The sequence below is a fragment of the Streptomyces catenulae genome (assembly GCF_000718015.1).
Classification (GTDB): Bacteria; Actinomycetota; Actinomycetes; order Streptomycetales; family Streptomycetaceae; genus Streptomyces; species Streptomyces catenulae.
In genome coordinates, this window is sequence record NZ_JODY01000026.1 from 75,400 (window position 1) to 88,978 (window position 13,579).

General features: G+C 72.7%; 16 protein-coding genes. 10 read left to right on the forward strand and 6 right to left on the reverse strand.

The genetic code is table 11. The annotated features are described in order from the left end of the window. The first annotated feature begins 193 nt into the window (after positions 1-193). The gene (locus IF23_RS0121710) at positions 194-1,192 is read left to right on the forward strand and encodes a D-alanyl-D-alanine carboxypeptidase family protein (protein ID WP_030286164.1); all 999 of its coding nucleotides are present in this window, start codon (positions 194-196) and stop codon (positions 1,190-1,192) included. A gap of 131 nt (positions 1,193-1,323) precedes the next feature. Here the strand turns inward: IF23_RS0121710 and IF23_RS0121715 are convergent, their stop codons facing one another. The 4 genes from IF23_RS0121715 to IF23_RS0121725 form a co-directional block, all read right to left on the reverse strand. Next, positions 1,324-1,764, reverse strand: coding sequence for an NUDIX domain-containing protein (locus IF23_RS0121715; protein ID WP_030286166.1), 441 nt, complete (start codon positions 1,762-1,764; stop codon positions 1,324-1,326). A 77-nt stretch (positions 1,765-1,841) separates the two neighbouring features. Then, positions 1,842-2,066, reverse strand: coding sequence for a DUF397 domain-containing protein (locus IF23_RS0121720; protein ID WP_051739793.1), 225 nt, complete (start codon positions 2,064-2,066; stop codon positions 1,842-1,844). A gap of 144 nt (positions 2,067-2,210) precedes the next feature. Beyond that, a complete protein-coding gene (locus tag IF23_RS32930; protein WP_078654155.1) occupies positions 2,211-2,429 on the reverse strand; it encodes a DUF397 domain-containing protein in 219 nt (72 codons plus the stop codon). Beyond that, the gene (locus IF23_RS0121725) at positions 2,422-3,216 is read right to left on the reverse strand and encodes a helix-turn-helix domain-containing protein (protein WP_030286169.1); all 795 of its coding nucleotides are present in this window, start codon (positions 3,214-3,216) and stop codon (positions 2,422-2,424) included. Before IF23_RS0121725 ends, IF23_RS32930 begins: the two co-directional genes overlap by 8 nt. Positions 3,217-3,697: 481 nt before the next feature. Here IF23_RS0121725 and IF23_RS0121735 point away from each other — a divergent pair, with 481 nt between their 5' ends. Together IF23_RS0121735 and IF23_RS0121740 are read left to right on the forward strand one after the other, a co-directional pair. After that, a complete protein-coding gene (locus tag IF23_RS0121735; RefSeq protein ID WP_030286173.1) occupies positions 3,698-3,973 on the forward strand; it encodes a hypothetical protein in 276 nt (91 codons plus the stop codon). A 52-nt stretch (positions 3,974-4,025) separates the two neighbouring features. Continuing rightward, positions 4,026-4,718 carry an MOSC domain-containing protein gene (locus tag IF23_RS0121740; protein WP_030286174.1) on the forward strand — a complete coding sequence of 231 codons (693 nt, stop codon included), beginning with the start codon at positions 4,026-4,028 and terminating at the stop codon, positions 4,716-4,718. A gap of 135 nt (positions 4,719-4,853) precedes the next feature. Here the strand turns inward: IF23_RS0121740 and IF23_RS0121745 are convergent, their stop codons facing one another. After that, positions 4,854-5,312, reverse strand: coding sequence for a VOC family protein (locus tag IF23_RS0121745; protein ID WP_030286176.1), 459 nt, complete (start codon positions 5,310-5,312; stop codon positions 4,854-4,856). A 160-nt stretch (positions 5,313-5,472) separates the two neighbouring features. Next, positions 5,473-6,405: a LysR substrate-binding domain-containing protein gene (locus IF23_RS0121750; protein ID WP_030286178.1), complete on the reverse strand. Its 933-nt coding sequence runs from the start codon at positions 6,403-6,405 to the stop codon at positions 5,473-5,475. 85 nt (positions 6,406-6,490) lie between these two features. Here IF23_RS0121750 and IF23_RS0121755 point away from each other — a divergent pair, with 85 nt between their 5' ends. The 7 genes from IF23_RS0121755 (at position 6,491) to IF23_RS0121785 (ending at position 13,237) form a co-directional block, all read left to right on the forward strand. Beyond that, positions 6,491-7,969 carry a 2-hydroxymuconic semialdehyde dehydrogenase gene (locus IF23_RS0121755; protein ID WP_030286180.1) on the forward strand — a complete coding sequence of 493 codons (1,479 nt, stop codon included), beginning with the start codon at positions 6,491-6,493 and terminating at the stop codon, positions 7,967-7,969. Further along, positions 7,966-8,844 (forward strand): 2-keto-4-pentenoate hydratase, encoded by an 879-nt coding sequence (locus IF23_RS0121760; RefSeq protein WP_425423864.1) that lies wholly within the window; start codon positions 7,966-7,968, stop codon positions 8,842-8,844. The genes IF23_RS0121755 and IF23_RS0121760 overlap by 4 nt, the downstream gene beginning before the upstream one ends. Positions 8,845-8,875: 31 nt before the next feature. Then, positions 8,876-9,721 carry a 2-keto-4-pentenoate hydratase gene (locus IF23_RS0121765; RefSeq protein WP_078654156.1) on the forward strand — a complete coding sequence of 282 codons (846 nt, stop codon included), beginning with the start codon at positions 8,876-8,878 and terminating at the stop codon, positions 9,719-9,721. Next, positions 9,718-10,137 carry a RidA family protein gene (locus IF23_RS0121770; RefSeq protein ID WP_030286183.1) on the forward strand — a complete coding sequence of 140 codons (420 nt, stop codon included), beginning with the start codon at positions 9,718-9,720 and terminating at the stop codon, positions 10,135-10,137. Before IF23_RS0121765 ends, IF23_RS0121770 begins: the two co-directional genes overlap by 4 nt. Before the next feature lie 49 nt (positions 10,138-10,186). Further along, positions 10,187-10,720, forward strand: coding sequence for a 3-hydroxyanthranilate 3,4-dioxygenase (locus tag IF23_RS0121775; RefSeq protein ID WP_030286186.1), 534 nt, complete (start codon positions 10,187-10,189; stop codon positions 10,718-10,720). Then, on the forward strand, positions 10,717-11,754 hold the full coding sequence (locus IF23_RS0121780) for an amidohydrolase family protein (protein WP_245655052.1): 1,038 nt from the start codon (positions 10,717-10,719) through the stop codon (positions 11,752-11,754). The genes IF23_RS0121775 and IF23_RS0121780 overlap by 4 nt, the downstream gene beginning before the upstream one ends. A 208-nt stretch (positions 11,755-11,962) precedes the next feature. Further along, the gene (locus IF23_RS0121785) at positions 11,963-13,237 is read left to right on the forward strand and encodes a carboxylesterase family protein (protein ID WP_078654157.1); all 1,275 of its coding nucleotides are present in this window, start codon (positions 11,963-11,965) and stop codon (positions 13,235-13,237) included. The last annotated feature ends 342 nt before the right edge of the window (positions 13,238-13,579 follow it).

Consider the following 13,579-nt stretch of genomic DNA (forward strand, 5'->3'; position numbering starts at 1 on the left):
CCGTCCGTTCACTCCCCGCGAGCAACCCCACAGGCCCCACCCGTCACGTACACAACTTCTCCACCCCTTTTCAGCTCGTTACGGGGCTATGACATAACGGGCTTGACGGTCGGTGTCCGCACACAAGTAGGTTCGGTATAAACCGAGTTACCACGAGCTACCGGCGTTCACGCGCCGGGAGAAAGGGATACCCATGGGTTCCCACGCCCGCCCGAACCGGATACACCGCACCGGGGTCCGGATCGCGATGGTCGCGATGGTCGGCGCCGCCCTGCCGATCACCGCCAGCGGCCTCGCCCAGGCCGCCACCCCCGGTGCCACGCACTCCGTCGACGACCAGCAGGACACGCACCGCCAGCAGGCCGCGCAGCAGCCCGCCGCCGACGCCCAGGACCTCAAGTCCCAGGACGCGCCCCAGGTCAAGGCCGAACACGCCTTCCTCCTCGATGCCCGCGACGGCAGCCAGGAGCGCGAGATGTGGGCCGGTGCCAAGGCCGACGAGAGCGTGTCGATGGCCAGCACCACCAAGATCATGACGGCGCTCGTGGTGCTCAAGCACCCCGAGTGGCTGGACCACGGCATCCAGGTCAAGCAGGAGTACCGGGACTACGTCCAGAAGGTCGGCGCCAGCACCGCCGACCTCCAGACCGGTGACACGCTCACCGTCCGCCAGCTGCTGCACGCCATGCTGATCCCGTCCGGCGCGGACGCCGCGCGCGCCCTCGCCGACCACTACGGCCAGGGCGACACCACGGACGCGCGGATCGCCGACTTCGTCCGCCAGATGAACGACGAGGCGCAGCAGCTCGGCCTGAAGGGCACGCACTTCGACACGTACGACGGCATCTCGAACGGCAACAACCACAGCACCGCCCGCGATCTGGCCAAGCTCGGCCAGCGCGCGATGCTGCAGCCGGTCTTCGCCGAGGTCGTCAAGAACAAGCAGTTCAAGACCGAGGCACCGGCGGCCAACGGCCACACCCGTTACTACACCTGGAACAACACCAACCAGCTGCTGAGCAGCTACGACGGTGCCCTCGGCATCAAGACCGGCAGCGGCCCCGAGAGCGGCTACGCCCTCGTCTTCGCCGCCGAGCGCGACAACCGCACCCTCGTCGGCGCGATCCTCCAGGACGACCAGGGCCGCTTCGACGACGCGACCAAGATCCTCGACTGGGGCTTCGCCCACTGACCCCACCCCACCGGTAGCGCCCCCCCCCGGACGCCACCCCGGCCCCCCGCCCCATCCCCGCCCCCACGGCGGATGGGCGGGGGTTTCGGCGTCCGGGGGCCGAAGGGAGCGTCCGGAGTGGCCCGGCGCGATCACCAGCCGGACAGCGACACCTGTGGCCCACCGGCCAGATAGCGGCGGAGTGCGCTCGCTGTGGTACCCACGAAGTTGTCAGGGACCCTGCCGGTTTCGACCCACCGCACCTGGGCGTGCTTGTCCGGCTCACGGTTCTCGGGCTCGCCGGACCAGTGGTGGGCCACGAACACGACCGTGAGGAACCCGTTGGGCGCCTCCACACCCCTGGCGCAGTGAATGACGTGCGCGACTTCGAGCAATTCCGGCTCCACGACGAGCCCGGTCTCCTCGTACAGCTCACGAACAGCCGTCTCCGTAATGGCTTCGCCGGGTTCACTCTTCCCGACGGGAAGGTCCCACATCCCTTGCGCGAACTTGGCGTTCTCACCCCGCTGGAGAAGAACGACGCGGTCGGTCTCCCGATCGTGGACGATGACGGCGGCTACGAGCAGCGTCATGGGGACCTTTCGTCAGCGGCGGGGAGCGGGTCGGCGCAGGGACTCCGCCCCCGCCCGGTACCCGCTCCTGCGATACCTCAACAGGCGACGAGGTCGTCGTTCTTGACGCCCCGGACGAACGCGGCCCAGCCGTCCACCGGGATGAGCAGCGCGGGTCCGTGGGGGTTCTTGGAGTCGCGGACGGGAACGGCGGTGGGGTGGCCGTCGTGGATTTCGACGCAGCTGGCGCCCTGGTTGTCGCTGTAGGAGGACTTGCGCCAGCCGGTGGTGAACATGGCCTGCGGGGGCAGCTGATGGGTCATGGGACGGGCTCCTTCTGTCGATGTGCGTCGGCCGCTGTCACATCGTGGCGTCGGCCGAACGCAGGGAATTCCCGGCGCCCGAGGAGGGCCGGTCGGAGCGAGCGCCGGGGCTCAGACGAGGCTGTCCCCTGGGAAGTGCCGCCGTCAGGAGGGGAAGTCGCCGTTCTTGAGGCTTCCGATGAACGCTGCCCAGCCGTCCGCCGGGATGAGGAGCGCGGGTCCGTGGGGGTTCTTGGAGTCGCGGACGGGGACGCCGGTCGGGTCGCCATCGTGGATTTCGACGCACGTGCCCCCGTCGTTCCCGCTGTACGAAGACTTCCGCCATCCACTTGCGGCAGCTGTAGGGGCGGTGCGGTCATCCATGGCGCTCGTATTCCTCCGTGATTGCTTTCATGAGGGTGATCGACTCCTGCAAGGGCATGGCGTCGCCCATTGCGAGAGTGTATGAGCCCTGAAGGCGGTCCACCATGGCCGGTGAGTCGATGATCTTGCCGGTCTGCATGCCCTCCGTGTAAGCAGCGGGCGGTTGGTCCTCGAACCACATCATGGTCAGTACACCCTGCATGAGCGGATGGGCGCCCAGGTCGAAGGGGATGACGTGCACCCGGATCCTGCCGACCTCCGCGAGACGGACGACGTGCGCGATCTGTTCGGCCATGACCGAGGGGCCGCCGACCGGACGCCGGAGAACGGCCTCGTCAAGTAGGGCACACACTGCTGGCCGTACCGGGTTCGCGAGGATTTTTGCGCGTTCGAGGCGTGTGACGACGTAGCTGTCACATTCCTCGTCGCTCCATGGAGGGAAGGCGGTGCGCATGATCGCCCGTGCGTAGCCCGCGGTTTGGAGGATTCCCGGGATCATCGAGATGCCGAACTCGCGGATGACGGTTGCCTGTTTCTCCAGCTCACGGGCGGCTGCAAAGTGATCTGCGATGGCGGAGTCGTCCTCCGGCAGAAAACTGCTCAGCACGTCCCCCGTCCCGAGCGCCAGGTCCAGTCTCCGGGCGTCCTCACGGGACGGAACCCGGCGCCCCGCCTCGATATGGGCGATGTGGGAACGGGTCATGATCGCGGTGTCTGCCAGTTCCTGTTGGGTCATGCCCGCTTCTTCGCGCTTGGTGCGCAGCCATTCCCCATAGATGTTGCTCATCGTCAACTCCCGTGTGACGGAGGGGGAGTCACCTCGAACCCCCTGGCCAGGGTAGCCCTCGTGGTCTCACGCTGTGAGGGAATCGCTACGCAGCGGAATCCGGCCGGGTTCCGTCCGGGCGGCGGGTGCCCATCGGCGTGGCGCTGAACTGACCAGGAGTTGATGACGTGTTGGAATCCCTCGTTCAGGTAGGGGAACGGGTGCTGCCGTGGGCGCCCCTCGTGCCCTTGGTCCCCCTCGCCGTCATGATGTGGTGGCCGTCAAGCGGGCGGCACCGGGTGGCGGGTGGGGCGCGGACGGCGGACCCGGCGGCGTTTCTCGTTCGGCCGATTCGGCCGCCGCGGTGCCGTCGCCTGGCGCCCGGCGAGGGGCTGCCGCCGGAGCTGGTGGCGTACGAACGGAAGCTGGCGGCAGAGGCCAAGTGGCGGGACACGGGGCGGCGGGTGCTGGTGTGCGCGGCGCGTAGCGGGCGGGCGGCGGTATGAGGGGCGAGGTGGGGGCGCCGCGGCTGCTGCCGTGGGCGGGGGCCGAGGGGCAGCCCTGCTATCTGGTCGGGGACGGCACCGGTCACGTCGCGCAGCTGGCCGACGAGATGGAGTCCGTACAGCTGGAGATGGCCGTTGACCTGCTGGCACACGTCGAACGCCTGGCGACCGAACGGCGGACCACACCCGAGCAGCTGCGCTATGCGGTCGCCCGCCTCGGGGAGTCCCTGCGGGAGGTGCACCGGATCGCGGTGAGCCGGGGGGCGGGGTAGGGCCCGGGAAAACCGCTCGCCGTGCCGGTGCCCCCGCCCTACCGTCGCCGCCATGAAGCTGCTCTCCGTCAATGTCGGCAGGCCGCGCCCCAACCCGTGGAGGGGCGGGCGGGAGCCGGATGGGTGGACGGGGATCGACAAACGGCCGGTCGAGGGGGCGGTGGCGGTGGCGGCGCCCGGTGCGGAGGGGACGGGGGAGGTGGGTCTCGCCGGGGACCGGGTCTACGACGTGGCGCACCACGGCGGCGCCGACCAGGCCGTTTACGCGTATGCGCGGGAGGATCTGGACCGCTGGCAGCGGGAGTTGGGGCGGCCCCTGGGGAACGGCGCGTTCGGGGAGAACCTCACGACCGTCGGGGTGGACGTCAACGGCGCGCTGATCGGGGAGCGGTGGCGGGTCGGGGCGGATGTGGTGCTGGAGGTGTCGTGTCCGCGGATCCCGTGCGGGACGTTCCAGGGGTGGATGGGGCTGCGCGGCTGGAACCGGCGGTTCACACAGGCCGGGCTGCCGGGGGCGTATCTGCGGGTGATCACGCCGGGGGAGATCCGGGCCGGTGACCCGGTGGCGGTCGTGCGGCGGCCCGCGCACGGGGTGAGCGTGGCGTACACGTTCCGCGCGGTGACGACGGAGGCGGAGTGGCTGCCGTCGCTGCTGGAAGTGGCGGAACTGCCCGCATTTGTGCGGGAGTTCGCGCGGGGGAGGGTGGAGAGGAGGCGGGGGAGGGGAGGTAGGGCTACGGAGTGAGCCGTCCGTGTGCGTCGATCCGTCTCGGGGGTGTGTGGCGGGACCCCGGGGGCGTGGGGCGGGTCGTGTCGGGCGGCGCGGCTCGCCCTGCCGAGGGCCGGCCCGCCCTGCCGAGGGCCGACCCGCCCCCGGTGGTCACCCCTCCGCCGCCTCCTGGCCCAGTGCCTCCGCCAGGGCGATCAGTACGCCGCCGGGGCCCCGTAGGTAGCAGAGCAGGTAGGCGTTCTCGAACTGGCTGATCTCGCCGAGGAGTTCGCCGCCGTGGGGGTGGAGGCGGGCGACCGTGTCGTGGATGTCGTCGACGGCGAACATCAGGCGGCAGGTGCCCAGGGTGGAGGGCGGGAGGTTCGGCGGGGTGGGGGTGAACGGGGGTGGGGAGTGGAAGGTGGTCAGTTCGAGGCGGGAGTGGCCGTCCGGGGTGCGCATCATCGCGATGTCGGAGCGGACGCCGGGGAGGCCGAAGATCCGGTCCACCCAGGGGCCCTCGATCGGGGCCGTGCCCTCCAGCTCCAGGCCGAGTTCGGTGAAGAACGCCTTGGCGGCCTCCATGTCGTCGACGACGAGGCCGACGTTGTCCATCCGCTGAATCGCCATGGACGGATCGTAGGGCGGGCCACTGACAGTCGGCCGTATTCGGCGTCGGCGTACGGGTGAGGGGCCTCCGGGCGGGCCCGCCCCGTAGCCCTCCCCGGCGCCCGCCGAACGGCGAGGCCCCCACCGAGCCCCCCGTAACCCTCTCGTCCCCCTACTCCCCCTACTCCCCCAACCGCGCCAGCCCCCGCGCCTCCTGCCGTAGATACGTCCGCAGGGTGTCCGCGGCGGGGGACAGCGGGCGGTCCGCGGGGCGGGTGAGGCCGACGGCCTGGCTGATGGATTTGAGGGGGGTGTCGATGAGGCGGAGGTCCGGGTCCTGGGTGGCGAGGAGGAGGGGGAGGACGGCGAGGGCGTCGGTGGCGAGGAGGAAGTGGCGCAGGGTGGGCATGGAGGTGCACTCGACGCGGTCGTCGGGGAGTTCCAGGTCGGCGTGGGTGAACAGCTCCTCCAGCTCGGCGCGGAGCGCGGTCCGGTCGACCGGGAGCACCCACGGATAGCGGCGCAGCTCGGCCAGGGACGGCTGGCGCAGCCGGTGTACGGGGTGGTCGGTGCGGGCGGTGAGGCGGACCGGTTCGCGGTAGAGCTGCTCCTGGGTGAGGCGGCGCGGCGGCTGCCCCGAGAGGCGGCCGACGATCAGATCGATCTCCCCGGAGAGGACCCCGGCGCGGAGCGTGTCCGGGGTGGCCTCGCGGACGACGACGGTGACCGCCGGATGCGCCCGCTTCAGCGCCGCCATCGCCCGCGGCAGCAGCAGGTTCGACCCGGCGAGATGGACGCCGACGGTCACCGAGCCGAGGTGACCGGCGGCGAGGTGGCCCAGCTCCGCGCCGGCCTGCCGCAGCTGGGCCAGGACCGCGCGGGCATGGCCGACGAACGACTCCCCGTACAGCGTCGGCGTCACCCCGCGGTGGTGCCGTTCGAACAGCGGCACCCCGAGGATCGTCTCCAGCTCGTGCAGGGCACGGGTGACGACGGGCTGGGTGATGTGCAGTTCCTGGGCGGCGCGGATGACGCTGCCCTGGTCGGCGATGGCGGTGACGAGGGTGAGGTGGCGCAGTTTCAGTCGGCCGTCGAGCAGCCTCTCGCTCTCCATGGGGTCACGGTATGCCCGTAGAGGCATCACAGGGAACGCAAAGAGCATTATTCAGGCATGGCTGACTCTCCCTAGCCTCGGCGTCATGAGCCGCAGCACTTCGCTCCCCGTGCGGGAGATCCGCAATTTCGTGGACGGCGCCTTCGTGGACGGCGTGCGCTCCTTCGACCGGTTCAGCCCGGTGGACGGCGCGCTCGTCGGCAAGGTGCACGAGGCGGACGAGATCCTCGTCGACGTCGCCGTCCGGGCCGCCCGCCGCGCCCTGACCGGACCCTGGGGCGACACCACCGTCCCCGAGCGCGCCGAACTGATGCGGCGGATCGCCGACGTCATCGACCGGCGCGCCGACGAACTGGTCGCCGCCGAGGTCGCCGACACCGGTAAGCCGCTGGCGATGGCCCGGGACCTGGACGTGGCCCGTGCCGCCGCGAACTTCCGGGCGTTCGCCGACACCGTCGCCGCCGCGGGCCTCGACTCCTTCCTCACCGAACTGCCCGGCGGGCGCACCGCGCTGAACTACGCGGTGCGCCGACCGCTCGGCGTCGTCGCGGTCATCGTGCCGTGGAACCTCCCGCTGCTCCTCCTCACCTGGAAGCTCGCACCGGCCCTGGCCTGCGGTAACGCCGTGGTCGTCAAGCCGTCGGAGCTGACGCCCTCCTCCGCGACGCTGCTGGCGGAGATCCTGAAGGAAGCCGGGCTGCCGGACGGCGTCTGCAATGTGGTGCACGGCTTCGGCCCGGACTCCGCGGGCGCCTTCCTCGCCGGACACCCGGACGTGGACGGGGTGACGTTCACCGGCGAGTCCGCCACCGGTACGGCGATCATGCGGGCGGCGTCGCCGGGCGTGCGGCCGGTCTCGTTCGAACTGGGCGGCAAGAACGCCGCGCTGGTCTTCGACGACGCGGATGTGGCGCGGACGGTGGACGGGCTGGCCCGGTCGGTGTTCACCAACACCGGGCAGGTCTGCCTGTGCACCGAGCGGATCTACGTACAGCGGCCACTCTTCGACGAGGTCGCCGCGGGGCTCGCGCAGCGCGCCCGTGAGCTGCGCCCCGGACGCCCCGAGGACCCGGCGACCACCACCGGACCGCTGATCTCCCAGGGCCACCGCAAGAAGGTCCTGGGCTACCTCGAACTCGCCCGCAGCGAGGGTGCGGAGGTGCTGACCGGCGGCGGCGTCCCCGGGATGGGCGCGGATCTGGACGGCGGCGCGTGGATCGAGCCGACGCTGTGGACGGGGCTCGAGCACACCTCGCGCACCATGCGGGAGGAGATCTTCGGGCCGGTCGCCGGGCTCATCCCGTTCGACACCGAGGAGGAGGCCGTCCGGCTGGCGAACGACACCCCGTACGGGCTGGCGTCCTGCGTCTGGACCCGGGACCTGGAGCGCGGCCACCGCGTCGCGCAGCGGATGCGGACCGGGATGGCCTGGGTCAACACCTGGTACCTGCGCGATCTGCGCTCGCCCTTCGGCGGCACCGGCCTCTCCGGCATCGGCCGCGAGGGCGGCACACACTCCCTGCACTTCTACACCGAGCCGACGAATGTGTGCGTACAGCTGTGAGCGACGGACACCGCCAACAGGGCGCGTACTGCGGTGAGTTGATCGCCGAGCGGGCCGGTACGGAGGAGATCGCGGCCGCCGCCGCGCGACTGCGGGCCGCCGCCGCGAGCGGGGTGCCCTGTGCGCCCGTACGGGATCTGATCGGCGGGTGGGACCAGGACGCGGCGTACGCGGTGCAGCGGGCGGTGCTCGACGGGCGGCTCGCGGACGGGGCGCGGCGGGTCGGCCACAAGATCGGGCTGACCTCCGCGGCCGTACAGCGGCAGTTCGGGGTCCACGCACCGGATTGCGGGGTACTCCTCGACAGCATGGTCCACACCGACCGGGAACCGCTCGACCTGGGGCTTTTCCTACAGCCGCGGATCGAGGCGGAGGTCGCGTTCGTCCTCGGCAGGGACCTGGAAGGACCGTGGGTGACGGCGGCGGAGGTGATCGCGGCGACCGATTTCCTGCTGCCCGCGCTGGAGATCGCCGACTCGCGGATCGCCGACTGGGACATCCGGATCACCGACACGGTCGCCGACAACGCCTCCGGCGGCGCCGTCGTCCTCGGCACCACCCCGCGACCGCTCGCCGCGGTCGACCTGCCGGGCCTCGGCATGGCCCTCGACCACCGCGGCGAGACCGTCTCCACCGGCTCCGGCGCCGCCTGCCTCGGCACCCCGGTCGCCGCCGTCACCTGGCTCGCCCGCGCGGCGGCCCGCCGCGGCGACCCGCTGCGCGCCGGTGACCTCGTCCTCTCCGGGGCGCTCGGCCCGATGGTGCCGGTCACCGGTCCCGGCGTGTTCCGCGCCCGCCTGGACGGGCTGGGCGAGGTCCACGCGGACCTCGTACGGGCGGACGCCGCCGACGCCACCGAGGGGAGCGCGTCATGATCGCCCCCGCCGCCAGAGAGGAATCCGCCGTATGAACGCCCCCGTGACCGAAGCCGGTTGGGATCTCGCCGAGGCCGCCGCGGTGCTGGACGCCGCGGCCACCGGCGCCGCCCCCGTCGCCCAGCTCACCGCCACCGCGCCGCTCGGCCTCGACGCGGCGTACGACGTGCAGCGGCTGCTGATCGAGCGGCGTACCGCCCGCGGTGAGCGGCCCAGCGGCGTCAAGCTCGGCTTCACCAGCCGCACCAAGGCGGCCCAGATGGGCGTCTTCGACGTCATCTTCGGCCGCCTCACCGACGCCATGCGGCTGCCCGACGGCGCCCGGATCTCCCTGGACGCCTATGTCCATCCGCGCGTCGAACCCGAGGTCGCCTTCCGGCTCGCGGTGGACGTGGGCCCCGGGGACACCGTCGATCCGGAGGCGGCGGTCGATGCCGTCGCCCCGGCGCTGGAGATCATCGACAGCCGGTACCGCGACTTCCGCTTCACCCTGGAGGACGTGGTCGCCGACAACACCTCCGCCGCCGGATACGTCCTCGGGCCCTGGATCGCGCTCGCCGACGCCGGGGACCTCGCCAACCGCGGCGTCCGGCTGGAGATCGACGGGCGCACCGCCGACACCGGCTCCACCGCCGCGATCCTCGGCCACCCGCTGCGCGCCGTCCACGCCGCGCTCCGCCGCGCCCGCGAGCTGGGCCACCCGCTGCGCGCCGGGGACGTGCTGCTGGCCGGAGCCGCCACCCCCGCCGTCGCCCTCACCCCGGGCAGCCACATCGAGGCCACCGTCACCGGACTCGGCCGCGCCGCCTTCACGGTGGCGGACGCCACGGCGGACGGGGCCACCGCGCCCGCCGCAACGATCAGGAACCCTTCATGAGCAATGACGGCATCGTCGTCCCCGGGAAGGCCACCCCCCGCGGCCGCTTCCCCCATGTGAAGACCGCCGGGGACCTGGTGTTCTTCTCCGGAACCAGCAGCCGCAGGCCGGACAACACCATCGCCGGTGCCACCGCCGACGACATGGGCGCCACCACCCTCAACATCCGGGAGCAGACCCGCGCGGTCCTCGCCAACGTCCGCGAGGTGCTGGCCGCCGCCGGAGCCACCCTCGACGACCTCGTCCAGGTCACCGCGTACCTGGTGAACATGAACGACTTCGCGGGCTACAACGCCGTCTGGGCCGAGCACTTCGACGAGCGCGGGCCCACCCGCACCACCGTCGCCGTTCACCAACTGCCCCACCCGCACCTGCTCATCGAGATCCAGGGCATCGCCCACCGGCCACACCCCTAGGGTTCCGTCCGGCCCGCACCCCCTCCGTACCGCCAACCCGAGGAGCACGATGGACCTGCCTCCGGTCATCAACTTCGCCCAGTGGGTACGCGACCACGCCGACGACCTCAAGCCGCCCGTGAACAACCGGCAGATCTGGGACGGCACCAGCGACTTCATCGTCCAGGTCGTCGGCGGCCCCAACGCCCGCACCGACTACCACCTGGAGCCGTACGAGGAGTGGTTCTACCAGGTCAAGGGCGCCATGCACATCAACGTCATGGTCGACGGACGGCCCCGGCGGATCGACGTCCGCGAGGGCGAGATGTTCCTGCTGCCCGGCGGCGTCCCGCACTCCCCGCAGCGCCCCGAGCCCGGCTCCGTCGGGCTGGTCGTCGAACGCGTCCGGGACGAGGGCACCCTGGAGCGCTTCCAGTGGTACTGCCCCGGCTGCCACGCCCTCGTCCACGACGTGGAACTCCAGGTCCGCGACATCGTCCGCGACCTCCCCCCGGTCTTCGCCGCCTTCCACGGCGACGACCGGGCCCGAACCTGCCGCGCCTGCGGCACCCTGCACCCCGGCAAGAGCGGAACCGCACCGTGAACAGACCCACCCCCGACCCCCTCGCGCACGCCTCCCGTATCGACGTCCACACCCACTACGTGCCGCTCGGCTGGCCCGATCTGGCGACCGCCGCCGGGCCCGCCACCGACTGGCCCTGGCTCCGCGTCACCTCCGAACGCGACGCCATGATCATGGTCGGCTCCCGGGAGTTCCGCCGGATCGGCGCCGACTGCTGGGACGCCGAAACCCGCCTCGCCGACATGGCAGCCGACGGCATCGACGCCCAGGTCGTCTCGCCCACACCGGTCTTCTTCCACTACGACCGCCCCGCCGACCAGGCGATCAAGGTCGCACGGATCTTCAACGACCTCGCCCTGGAGATCTGCGCCCCCGCCCCCGGACGGCTGCTGCCCTTCGCACAGGTCCCGCTCCAGGACCCGGACGCCGCCTGCCGCGAACTCGACCGCTGCCTCGCCAACGGCCACCTGGGCGTGGAGATCGGCAACCACGTCGGCGACCGCGACCTCGACGACGAGGGCATCGTCACCTTCCTCCAGCACTGCGCCGACCGCGGCGCCCCCGTCTTCGTCCACCCCTGGGACATGCCGAACTCCCCGCGGCTGGACCGCTGGATGGCCCGGTGGCTGACCGGGATGCCCGCCGAGACCCATCTCTCGGTGCTCGCCCTCGTCCTCGGCGGCGTCTTCGACCGGGTCCCCGACACCTTGCGGATCTGCTTCGCGCACGGCGGCGGCTCCTTCGCGTTCTGGCTCGGCCGCCTGGAGAACGCCTGGCACCGCCGCCCCGACGCCGTCGCCACCTCCGCACTGCCGCCCTCCCACTACACCGACCGCTTCTCCGTCGACTCGGTCGTCTTCGAACCCGCCGCGCTGCGCACCCTCGTCGACACCCTCGGCGCGAGCCAGGTCATGGTCGGCAGCGACTACCCGTACCCGCTGGGGGAGCGGCCCGTCGGCGCCGTCGTCCACCGCTCCGACTTCCTGGACGACACCGCGCGCACGGCGCTCCTCGGCGGCAACGCCCGGCGGTTCCTGGGGCTGCCACCGCTCTGAACGCACGGGCCCCCGGCCGCCGACCGGCCCGCACACCCCGCGCCGCCCGCCCGCGGCCGACCGCCCGCACGTTGACCGGAAACCTCCCGGTGGCCGCGTCCGTTCCGCCTCCCCCGGACGGACCGGCCGCCGGGATCCGTACGTTGTACCCGGACCGCAGCCACCGGGCCCGTACCGCCGCCCGCCCCGTACCGAAGGAGACCCGCCTGTGAACAGCGCACCGGGACACGTCGTCGACGTCCCCACCGACCGGGGGAACGTGCCGGTCCGCCGCACCGGACCCCTCCGCTACGCCACCGCCGACCGCTTCCGGCCGCCGGTCCTTGTCCCCGCGGGCGGCGACGTCCCGGTGTCCGGCGCGATGTGCCCGCAGCCGCCGTCCCGCCTCGAAGCCGTGATGGGCCCCTCCCGGAACCTGCCGCAGGACGAGGACTGCCTGCACCTGCGCATCACCGCCCCGGCGACGCCCGCGGGCCCCCGGCCCGTCCTCGTCTTCCTGCACGGCGGCGGCTTCTCCAGCGGCTCCGGACTGCTCGACTGGTACGACGGCGCCCGGATCAGCGCCGAGGGCGATCTCGTCGTCGTCTCCGTCAACTACCGCCTCGGCCCGCTCGGCTTCCTCCGCCACCCGGACGTCGCCGCCGGGAACCTCGGCCTCCTCGACCAACTCGCCGCACTGCGCTGGGTGGCCGAGAACATCGCCCGGCACGGCGGCGACCCGGCACAGGTCACCGTCGCCGGACAGTCCGCCGGGGCGATCTCCCTGGCCCTGCTGCTGCGCCACCCCGACACCCCGCGCCTGCTGCGCCGCGCCATCCTCCAGAGCCCGGTCCTCGGCCCGCTCCAGACCGACCTCGCCGCGGCCGAGGCGGACGGCGCGGCCTTCCTCGCGGCGCTGGACGGCGACCCGTTCACCGCCCCGGCCGAAGCCCTGCTCACCGCCCGTACGGCCGCCGCCGCCCACGCCGTGGAACGTACCGGCAGCCGGGTCACCCCGCCGTTCTCCCCGGTCGTCGGCGCCGACCCGGTCCCCGCCACGCCGCCCGCCACCGGACTCGAAGGCGTCGACCTGCTCATCGGCTGGAACCACGAGGAGCTGACCGCCTTCGGCCTGAGCCGCGCCGCCGCCCGCGCCGCCGAGGGCCCGACCTTCGCCGCCCCGGTCGCGGAGTTCGGCGCCTGGGCCACCTCCGCGGGCGCCCGGGTCACCACCTACCGCCTCGACTGGGAGCCCGCGGGCTCCCCGTTCGGCGCCGTCCACTGCCTGGAACTGCCGCTGCTCCTCGGCGACGGGGCGGCGTGGCGGGACGCGCCGATGCTCGGCGACGTCCCGTGGTCCGACGTGGACGAGTTCGGCCGGGTGCTGCGCGGCGAGTGGGCGGCCTTCGCCCGCACCGGGGAGGTCGACCCGGCGGCGACGGAGGGCCACCCGATCAGCTGGGGACTGGGCCCGCAGACCCCACCGACCAGCCCCAACTCGTAGACCCCGGGCCGCCCACCGACCGCCCACCGACAGCCCGGCGCCTGCCCACCGACCGCCCACCGACCGCCCGCTGACCGTCTGCCGCCCGCCGCCCGCCCATTGACCGCTCACCGGCCGCCCGCCGCGCCCGGTGGGCTGTACGGTCACGCCGTACACCATGTGGCCCCGCACGGACCCCCGACCGTGCGGGGCCGCTCGGCGTCTCCGGGCGGGCCGGTCGGGGCCGGGCCGGACAGGCCGGGACGTCCGGGCCGGACGCGGGGACGCCGCCCGGCCCGGCGAGCCACACACGGGCCCGCCACCCGCCGTCGCCCTGGCCCGCCCCGCGCCCGCCCCACATTC

Excerpts from the sequence above, each read along its gene's own strand:
- IF23_RS0121745 (WP_030286176.1), bottom strand. The coding sequence starts at position 5,312 with ATGGCGATTCAGCGGATGGACAACGTCGGCCTCGTCGTCGACGACATG.
- IF23_RS0121725 (WP_030286169.1), bottom strand. The coding sequence starts at position 3,216 with ATGAGCAACATCTATGGGGAATGGCTGCGCACCAAGCGCGAAGAAGCG.
- IF23_RS0121720 (WP_051739793.1), bottom strand. The coding sequence starts at position 2,066 with ATGACCCATCAGCTGCCCCCGCAGGCCATGTTCACCACCGGCTGGCGC.
- IF23_RS0121775 (WP_030286186.1), top strand. The coding sequence starts at position 10,187 with ATGGACCTGCCTCCGGTCATCAACTTCGCCCAGTGGGTACGCGACCAC.
- IF23_RS0121755 (WP_030286180.1), top strand. The coding sequence starts at position 6,491 with ATGAGCCGCAGCACTTCGCTCCCCGTGCGGGAGATCCGCAATTTCGTG.
- IF23_RS0121765 (WP_078654156.1), top strand. The coding sequence starts at position 8,876 with ATGAACGCCCCCGTGACCGAAGCCGGTTGGGATCTCGCCGAGGCCGCC.
- IF23_RS0121710 (WP_030286164.1), top strand. The coding sequence starts at position 194 with ATGGGTTCCCACGCCCGCCCGAACCGGATACACCGCACCGGGGTCCGG.
- IF23_RS0121750 (WP_030286178.1), bottom strand. The coding sequence starts at position 6,405 with ATGGAGAGCGAGAGGCTGCTCGACGGCCGACTGAAACTGCGCCACCTC.
- IF23_RS0121735 (WP_030286173.1), top strand. The coding sequence starts at position 3,698 with ATGAGGGGCGAGGTGGGGGCGCCGCGGCTGCTGCCGTGGGCGGGGGCC.
- IF23_RS0121715 (WP_030286166.1), bottom strand. The coding sequence starts at position 1,764 with ATGACGCTGCTCGTAGCCGCCGTCATCGTCCACGATCGGGAGACCGAC.
- IF23_RS0121740 (WP_030286174.1), top strand. The coding sequence starts at position 4,026 with ATGAAGCTGCTCTCCGTCAATGTCGGCAGGCCGCGCCCCAACCCGTGG.
- IF23_RS0121770 (WP_030286183.1), top strand. The coding sequence starts at position 9,718 with ATGAGCAATGACGGCATCGTCGTCCCCGGGAAGGCCACCCCCCGCGGC.
- IF23_RS32930 (WP_078654155.1), bottom strand. The coding sequence starts at position 2,429 with ATGGATGACCGCACCGCCCCTACAGCTGCCGCAAGTGGATGGCGGAAG.